Raw genomic sequence first — 7,512 nt, 5'->3', positions numbered from 1 at the left:
GAAGAAGCGGAAGAAGCGGAAGACGTACAAATCGCTTCGGACGAGGAGCTGTCGGAATCTGCCGACAGCCCAGAAGAATCACCGGCAGCTCGGGAAGAGCCCCAGGAGGAAACAACCAATGAAGACGAAAACAAATCCCCGGAACACCTCAATTCATGAGTAATGACGCAGCGCCAGCGGGCGAAAAACTGCAAAAAGTACTGGCCCGTGCGGGTATGGGTTCACGCCGGGAAATGGAGCGCGCCATCGAAGCGGGCCGTGTCACGGTCAACGGCGAAGTGGCCGGCCTGGGCGAGCGGGTAACCGAAGACGACCAGATCGAATTTGACGGTAAACGCCTGTCTGGCGGTGAAGACAACCGCTTGCGAGTGATCCTGTACAACAAGCCCATCGGGGAAATCTGTTCGCGCCACGATCCGGAAGGTCGCCCCACCGTATACGACCGGTTGCCGCGCCTGAAAAGCGGCCGCTGGATTTCCGTGGGACGCCTGGATTTCAATACCAGCGGCCTGCTGTTGTTTACCAACAGCGGCGAGCTGGCCAACAAACTGATGCATCCTTCTTCGGTAATCGACCGCGAGTACCTGGTACGTATCCAGGGGCAGGTGGATGACGAAATGAAAAAACGCCTGACCAGCGGTGTATTGCTGGATGACGGACAGGCACGATTTACCGATATTGTGGAGAGCGGCGGCGAAGGCACCAACCGCTGGTTCTACTGTGTGGTGATGGAAGGCCGCAACCGCGAGGTACGTCGCCTGTGGGAATCGCAGGGCGTTCGGGTCAGCCGACTCAAGCGCGTACGATACGGCAGTGTGTTTATTCCCTCCCACGTGCGTGTTGGCCAGTGGATCGAGATGGAGCCCAAGGAAATCGACGATCTGTGCATTACCGCTGGATTGCCGAAGCTGGGCCAGCGACCGCTGACCCAAGCGGAAAAAGAGACTCTGCAACGCCAGCGCCGCAAGCTGCGCAAGTCGACGGCATCCGCTGGTGGAAAAACGCCAGTAAAGAGCGCGTCGGCACCGGAGGCCAGAGGCAAAGACGTCCGTGGCAAAGATTCTCGTGGCAGATCGGCGCCGAAAAAAGGCGGCTCTAAGCCCTCCCGTCGAGGGTAGGGCGCGCCGGGTCTGCTTGACCCCGGCTAGCAATGAAAAAGGCAGCCAATGGCTGCCTTTTTTGTGCTGTAGGGGTTATCCATTGCAGCTCATGGCTGCTCTTCCTCAAACTCCTCCAGCGCGTCGCCATCGGTATCCGGCTCTTCGATATCGTCACCTTCGATAATCTGGTTTTCCATACCGGGGTCAACGTTTTCGGGCTCCAGGGCACCGGGCTCGGTGGGGGTAGGAGTTACCGAGGGTGCGTCGCTTGTGTCCTGTCCTGCGCTCTCGGATTCCACCAAGGTTTTAAGTTTCTGCAGGCCATCCTCGTAGGATTTTCCAACCATTCTCGAAACCAGTAACCCCATCCAGCGGGCGATGGGACTGCCACCCATCTCCGATGCAAACGTCCAGGTTACATTGGTGCCGCTGCCCTGCGGCTGCAGTCTGAACTCGGCCTTGGCTTTGCCTTGTGGGCCGAAATCCAGATCGGTGGCGATTCGCGAGTAGGGCTCGCTGGCGGTAATGGTCTGGGAGCCGGTACCCACGTTGGGGTTTTCGCTGGTCCACTTCATGACGGCGCCATTGCCTTCCGGGAACCCCTCGTAGGTGTACTCGGTTTCCGGATCAATCTGATACCAGGGCGACCATTTGTTGAAGTTGCGAAAGTTGTTCAGGTAGGGAAAGACCACTGCCGGTGGCTCGGCGATATAAACACTGCGCTCGGTGGTCGCCACGCGTGGGAACAGAAAACCTGCGAGCACCAGCAGGGCAAGAAAAATCAGAATGTAGAGTATCCAGCGCATGCGCTATCCCCGATCGGTTTCCCGCAAGTCCGTCTGGAGGCAGCATTTGCGGGTAGTTGTCGTTAACGCACCCCGCGGAGGCGGGGGTGCTTTTGGTACAGCTGTTGGCTTGAAAGTGTACTGGCTGGCGTAGAGGTTCGCCAGTTAGCCGGTGGCAGAGAATTTTGTTCTGCGGGTTTTCTCTGGCGCTCTTGCTCAGGTGGTTGTTTAGAAGTTGGCATCCACGCAGGGCAACTTGATGCGGATGGCAAGCCCCGCGCCCGCGACGTTGAACGCTTCTATGCTGCCATTGTGCTGCGCCACCGTGCGCTGCGCGATGGCAAGCCCGAGGCCAAAGCCGCCGCTCTCCCGACTACGGGCCTCATCGGTGCGGTAGAAGGGGCGGAAAATGGCCTGGAGTTCTGATTCCGGGACGCCGTTGCCGGAATCCGTCACCTGGATCTGGCACTGGTCACCGCTGTGCCGGATGTCCACTGTCACCTGACTGCCAGCGGGGCTGTACTTGATGGCGTTGCGCAGGATGTTCTCCAGTGCGGCGGTAAGCGAGCTTCCGCGAGTGGCTACCAGTAGCTCGCTTTCGTCGCTGCGGATATCGAAGCGCACCTGTTTGCTCGCTGCCTCGTCCTTCAGGTCGTCGCGGAGCGCCGCCAGCAGGCTGTTGATTTCTACAACATCATCCAGGGGCCGTTCATCGTTGCCGCTGACCGGCAGCGACAAGATATCGGCGATGATATCCTCGAGGTAGTCGGCGGCCTTGCCGATTTTGTCCAGCTCCGGATCCAGCGCCTGCACATTTTTCTGGCGGGCGATGCCCAGAGCCACCTGCAGGCGGGCCAGGGGGGAGCGCAGTTCATGCGAGACGTCCTTGATCAGGCGTCGCTGCTCGGCCATGGATTCCTGAACCTGGGCGGTCATGGAGTCAAAGTCGGCCGCCAGCTCCCCCAGCTCGCGGCTGTGCCCGCGCAGGGTTGGGGTTACCCGGTAGCTGAGATCGCCTGCGGCGACGCGCCGGGCGGCGGTGCGCAAATTGTCCAGTGGCTTGCTCAGGTAGCGCGCGAGCCAGTAACAGGCGAGGCCGGACGCGAGGGTGGCGAGTACCAGAATCGGCCAGAAGCTGCGCAGCACGAAGCGGAGTAGAAGCTCCTCCTTGCTTTTGCCGGCGATGAATACCACGCTCAGGCTCTCGCCACCGCGCCGCGGGACGAAAAATGCCACACTGGGTTTTTTGTCCACCAGGCCCCGGGCCTCGCGATTGCGATAGCTGAGCGCGGCAAGTAGTGGTGCCATGGATTGGGGTACGGTACGCGCGAGTATCTCATTGCCGTCGCGGTCGATGGCAAAGATCCGCTTCTGGACGTCGGCAGGTTGCCGTTCCAGCCAGTGGCGAAAATGGTCGGTGCCATGTCGGCGGGTCATGCGCAGGTTGTGGGTGATTTCACGGAACAGCTCGGGGCCTTCCCAGCGATCTTTCTGGGCCGGGTCGCCGAACTCGCGGATATGGGTGATGTAGACCGCGGCCAGTACCATGATCACCGCGGTGAGCCAGGCGCCGAAAAACATCCGCCCGAATAGACTGCTCATGGTTTTTACCCCTGGCTGTCGGTGAGCATGTATCCGGCACCGCGGATATTGATGATCAGCTCGCGACTGGCCCCCTGTTCGGCCAGCTTTTTGCGGATGTTGCTTACATGGACATCGATGGAGCGGTCGTAGGGCATCAGTTTGCGGCCAAGCGCCTTTTCCGTGAGGACTTCTTTACTGACGACCTCGCCGGCGTTTTCCACCAGTACCCTGAGCACCGAGAATTCGGCGCCGGTCAGGTTGACGCTCTGTTCTGCCCAGAAGCACTGGTGTTCCCGGGGCAGCAGGCGCAGATGGCCACTGGTGAGGTTGTCGTCGCTGGACTCCACTTCCGAGCGTCCGCGACGCAGTATGGCGCGCAGGCGGGCGGCTAGCTCCCGCGGGTTGCAGGGTTTGGGGAGGTAGTCGTCGGCGCCCATTTCGAGGCCTACAATGCGATCCACGGTGTCGCCCTTGGCCGTCAGCATCACCACAGGCAGCGAATGTCCCGGATTGCTTGCGTCCTCGCGCAGTTTACGCAGAACGTCGAAACCGTTGTGTACCGGCAGCATTACATCCAGTACCAGTGCGTCGAAGGGGTGGCTGCGGGCCAGCTCCAGGCCGCGACCACCGTCGTTGGCGACAGTGACTGCAAATCCCTCGCCCACCAGAAATTCTTCCAGCAGTTCCGTCAGTTCAGTGTCGTCGTCGACCAGCAGGATATGGCTCATGAATCTCGAATGTCCCGGTTAATCGCTATTGTTCAATCAATTGTGTATGGGGGGATTATATGCCCAGCGCTGACCGTCAATGCGGGAAGGTTTTGCGTGTTTTACCGTTCTTAACAAATGTTTACCGCAGTTATCCCCTGTTTACATTGGCTGAGCCTAGTATGCACCTACCGACTCGCGAATCACCAGCAAACGGTTTTCGCCAACCGGTATCACCAACCAGCATCACTTGAGGATGAATCGATGAATAAATGGAAAGCACTTGCAGGTAGCCTGGTACTGGGCAGCGCACTGACCACCTCTGGAATGGTTCTGGCGTTCCCGGACGAAGATCAGGGGCATCGCGGGCACAAGGGACACCATGGCGGTCACCACAAGGAGCGCATGTTTGAGCACCTGGCAGAAAAGCTCGATCTGACCGAAGGTCAGAAGGCGCAACTCAAGGCCAACCGTGAGGCGGGTAAAGACGCGCGCAAGGCACAGCGCGAGGAAAGGCACGCACTGCACAAGCAATTGCGCGAGGCGATTGAGTCCGGCGCCGATCAGGCGACTCTGGACAGCCTGGGAGCGAAGCTGGGCCAACTGGAAGTGCAGAAAATGCAGCGTATGCACGAGAAGCAGGTCCAATTTGAATCTATCCTCACCGATGAACAGAAAGCCAAGCTGGCGGAGATGAAGGCCGAGCGCATGGAGCGTCACGAGAAGCGCATGCAGCGCTGGCAGAAAGACGAAGGCTAAAAGCGGCTCGTGGGTCACCATTTGATGGGCCCGCGCGTTTCCCCCGAATCAGTCAGTCACCTCGGGCTGCCGGCTCCCACCCCAACCGTCGGCAGACCATCCTCTGATGCCCCCGCCATATCCGGGGGCTTTTTTTATTTCCAAGTTGGTCTGTGTGCAGGCCGTTCCAGCGCGGTCGCGATGTCGCTCTGCTCCTTGCCGTACCTGCCCTTTGTTGGGAGAATGCCCGCCCCACCCGGTCCGTTGGAGTCCCGGCAATCTACTTGTCATTCCGCCGTCAGTGCGGAGGCTGGGTAGTGTAGGGTGGGGCAGTATCTGGTATTTGAGGAGAGACAGTGAGCAAGATCGGCCTGTTTTACGGTAGTGATGAAGGCAACACCGAAAGTATCGCCCAGCGCATCGTCGCGCGGTTGGGGGAAGAGCGTGTGGATATCCACGATATCGCCGATGTTACCCAGGTCGAGATCGGGGACTACGAGCAGCTGATATTCGGAATCCCCACCTGGGATTTCGGCCAGATCCAGTCCGATTGGGAAGATTTCTGGGAAGATGTACAGGAAATCGACTTCTCAGGTAAAACCGTGGCACTGTTCGGTCTCGGTGATCAGTTTGGCTACGGCGATTACTTCCTCGACGCCATGGGTATGCTGCACGACGTGATTGTCGCCAATGGGGCGGCCATCATCGGTCACTGGCCGACTGCGGGCTACGAGTTTGAAGCCTCCAAAGCGGAGGTTGCGGGACAGAATATTTTTGTCGGTCTGGCCATTGATGAGGACCAGCAGGAGGAGCTGACCTGCGCGCGCCTCAACGACTGGTGCGAGCAGGTCGCCGAGGAATTTGGTCTGGAAGGCGGGGCGGAAAGCGTTGCCCGGCTTGAGGATTGAATGCATATGCCGCACGCAGAATCTTTGACACTGCAGGATTTCTGGCCCTGGCTGGCCGATCACTGCAACTGTATCCTACGCGCCGGTACGCCGGATTCCATCCTGTATGACGACGATGATTTTCACTGGCGATTCACCCAGGAAAACGCCAACACGCTGCTGGTCCAGCTCGTGCGCGGCAAGCGTATGATCGGGGAAGTGTTTATCGAGCCAGATCTGGTCAGCACGGTGCGTATGTCGCGCGGAGAGAAAGACGACGTTATTTTCGACCTGATGGCGGAGGCCGATGGTCAGGAGCAGGTGCTCTATTACTTTGTGATGGCACATGGTTTCGATGAACCTGAGCCCCAGGTGCCCGTTGCCCGTCACGGTAGGCTGCACTGACAAAGGCTGGTTGAATAAAAAACGCGGCACATAAGCCGCGTTTTTTCACTTACCTGGAGCACACTCTATTTGCAGTTCAGCATGCTAATAGACCCGCGAGAATTTCCCGGTACATATCCTTAACCAGATCCAGATCGTCCGCTTTCACGCACTCGTCGACCTTGTGAATAGTGGCGTTGACAGGCCCCAGCTCTACCACTTGCGCGCCAGTTGGCGCGATAAAGCGGCCATCGGAAGTGCCACCCGCAGTGGACAGCTCTGTTTCGCGGCCGGTGACCTTGCGGATGGCAACCTGCGCGGACTCCACTAGAGGTCCTTCGGCGGTAAGAAAGGGCTGGCCGGACAGGTTGAAGTTGGCTTCGTACTTCAGGCCGTGTTTATCGAAAATTGCTCGGGCGCGGCTCTCCAGCTGTTCCGCTGTGGTCTCGGTAGAAAAGCGCCAGTTACACGCGACTTTCACATCACCGGGGATCACATTGGTAGCTCCGGTACCGCCGTTTATGTTGGAGACCTGGAAGCTGGTCGCAGGGAAGAAATCATTGCCCTGGTCCCATTCCTCGGCGGCCAGTTCGGCCAATGCCGGAGCCAGTTTGTGCACGGGGTTTTCTGCCAGGTGGGGATAGGCAACATGGCCCTGAATACCGAATACGGTAAGCTCCAGCCCCAGTGAGCCGCGGCGGCCGTTCTTGATGACGTCGCCAGCGAGGGTAGTGCTCGATGGTTCGCCCACCAGACACCAGTCGATTTTCTCTCCCCGTTCTTCCAGCCATTCGACCACTTTTACAGTGCCGTGTTTTGCCGGACCTTCTTCATCGCTGGTGATTAGCAGAGCGATGCGGCCCTTGTGGTCGGGGTGGGCAGCGACAAATTCTTCGCAGGCCACGACCATGGCGGCGAGAGAGCCTTTCATATCTGCGGCACCGCGGCCGTAGAGCATACCGTCGACAACTTGTGGCTCAAATGGCGGGTACTGCCAGTTTTCTTCGGGACCGGTGGGCACGACGTCGGTGTGGCCGGCAAAGGCGAACAGAGGGCCTTCTTCGCCGCGTACGGACCAGAAATTATCGGTATCACCGAAGCGCAGGTGCTCGGTTTTGAAGCCGATTTTTTCCAGGCGTTCTAGCATTAGTTCCATACACCCAGCGTCTTCTGGGGTTACGGATTTTTTGCTGATCAGGTCGCAGGTAAGTTTTACAGTTGGAGTCATGGGAGTTTTTTACCGGCTCCCTGGTTTTGGGAGCACTAGTCCTGTTATGTGGCGGTCTGGCTGGCGGTGGCTTCTCGCGAGACACGAGCTAGGCGCCCC

At 58.8% G+C, this 7,512-nt stretch carries 8 protein-coding genes; 4 read left to right on the top strand and 4 right to left on the bottom strand.

What is annotated here, in order from left to right; genetic code table 11:
• The first annotated feature begins 155 nt into the window (after positions 1-155).
• Positions 156-1,118, top strand: a complete 963-nt coding sequence (rluB, locus tag B4U49_RS02080; protein ID WP_078082927.1) for a 23S rRNA pseudouridine(2605) synthase RluB — start codon at positions 156-158, stop codon at positions 1,116-1,118.
• A gap of 89 nt (positions 1,119-1,207) precedes the next feature.
• On the opposite strand, the gene B4U49_RS02075 is transcribed toward rluB, so the two are convergent.
• The 3 genes from B4U49_RS02075 to B4U49_RS02065 all read right to left on the bottom strand — a co-directional run bounded on the left by B4U49_RS02075 (position 1,208) and on the right by B4U49_RS02065 (position 4,197).
• A complete protein-coding gene (locus B4U49_RS02075; protein ID WP_078082926.1) occupies positions 1,208-1,906 on the bottom strand; it encodes an SRPBCC family protein in 699 nt (232 codons plus the stop codon).
• Positions 1,907-2,113: 207 nt separating this feature from the next.
• The gene (locus tag B4U49_RS02070) at positions 2,114-3,487 is read right to left on the bottom strand and encodes an ATP-binding protein (RefSeq protein ID WP_078082925.1); all 1,374 of its coding nucleotides are present in this window, start codon (positions 3,485-3,487) and stop codon (positions 2,114-2,116) included.
• Positions 3,488-3,492: 5 nt separating this feature from the next.
• Positions 3,493-4,197, bottom strand: coding sequence for a response regulator transcription factor (locus tag B4U49_RS02065; protein ID WP_078082924.1), 705 nt, complete (start codon positions 4,195-4,197; stop codon positions 3,493-3,495).
• A gap of 243 nt (positions 4,198-4,440) precedes the next feature.
• Here B4U49_RS02065 and B4U49_RS02060 point away from each other — a divergent pair, with 243 nt between their 5' ends.
• The 3 genes from B4U49_RS02060 (at position 4,441) to B4U49_RS02050 (ending at position 6,206) form a co-directional block, all read left to right on the top strand.
• A complete protein-coding gene (locus B4U49_RS02060) occupies positions 4,441-4,935 on the top strand; it encodes a Spy/CpxP family protein refolding chaperone (RefSeq protein WP_158078530.1) in 495 nt (164 codons plus the stop codon).
• A 335-nt stretch (positions 4,936-5,270) separates the two neighbouring features.
• On the top strand, positions 5,271-5,822 hold the full coding sequence (locus B4U49_RS02055; protein WP_078082922.1) for a flavodoxin: 552 nt from the start codon (positions 5,271-5,273) through the stop codon (positions 5,820-5,822).
• 6 nt (positions 5,823-5,828) lie between these two features.
• Positions 5,829-6,206, top strand: a complete 378-nt coding sequence (locus tag B4U49_RS02050; RefSeq protein WP_239692433.1) for a hypothetical protein — start codon at positions 5,829-5,831, stop codon at positions 6,204-6,206.
• A gap of 76 nt (positions 6,207-6,282) precedes the next feature.
• Here B4U49_RS02050 and dapE read toward each other — a convergent pair whose 3' ends face one another.
• Complete coding sequence (dapE, locus tag B4U49_RS02045; RefSeq protein WP_078082919.1) at positions 6,283-7,413, bottom strand: succinyl-diaminopimelate desuccinylase; 1,131 nt, start codon at positions 7,411-7,413, stop codon at positions 6,283-6,285.
• Positions 7,414-7,512 lie beyond the last annotated feature (99 nt).

Origin of the sequence: Microbulbifer mangrovi, assembly GCF_002009015.1 — a bacterium.
GTDB lineage: Bacteria > Pseudomonadota > Gammaproteobacteria > Pseudomonadales > Cellvibrionaceae > Microbulbifer > Microbulbifer mangrovi.
The sequence above is the reverse complement of the archived record's forward strand: the minus strand, read 5'-3'. Positions and strand labels throughout refer to the sequence as shown.

Coding starts and splice junctions, on each gene's coding strand:
- B4U49_RS02060 (WP_158078530.1), top strand. CDS start 4,441: ATGAATAAATGGAAAGCACTTGCAGGTAGCCTGGTACTGGGCAGCGCA.
- B4U49_RS02070 (WP_078082925.1), bottom strand. CDS start 3,487: ATGAGCAGTCTATTCGGGCGGATGTTTTTCGGCGCCTGGCTCACCGCG.
- B4U49_RS02050 (WP_239692433.1), top strand. CDS start 5,829: ATGCCGCACGCAGAATCTTTGACACTGCAGGATTTCTGGCCCTGGCTG.
- dapE (WP_078082919.1), bottom strand. CDS start 7,413: ATGACTCCAACTGTAAAACTTACCTGCGACCTGATCAGCAAAAAATCC.
- B4U49_RS02065 (WP_078082924.1), bottom strand. CDS start 4,197: ATGAGCCATATCCTGCTGGTCGACGACGACACTGAACTGACGGAACTG.
- B4U49_RS02075 (WP_078082926.1), bottom strand. CDS start 1,906: ATGCGCTGGATACTCTACATTCTGATTTTTCTTGCCCTGCTGGTGCTC.
- rluB (WP_078082927.1), top strand. CDS start 156: ATGAGTAATGACGCAGCGCCAGCGGGCGAAAAACTGCAAAAAGTACTG.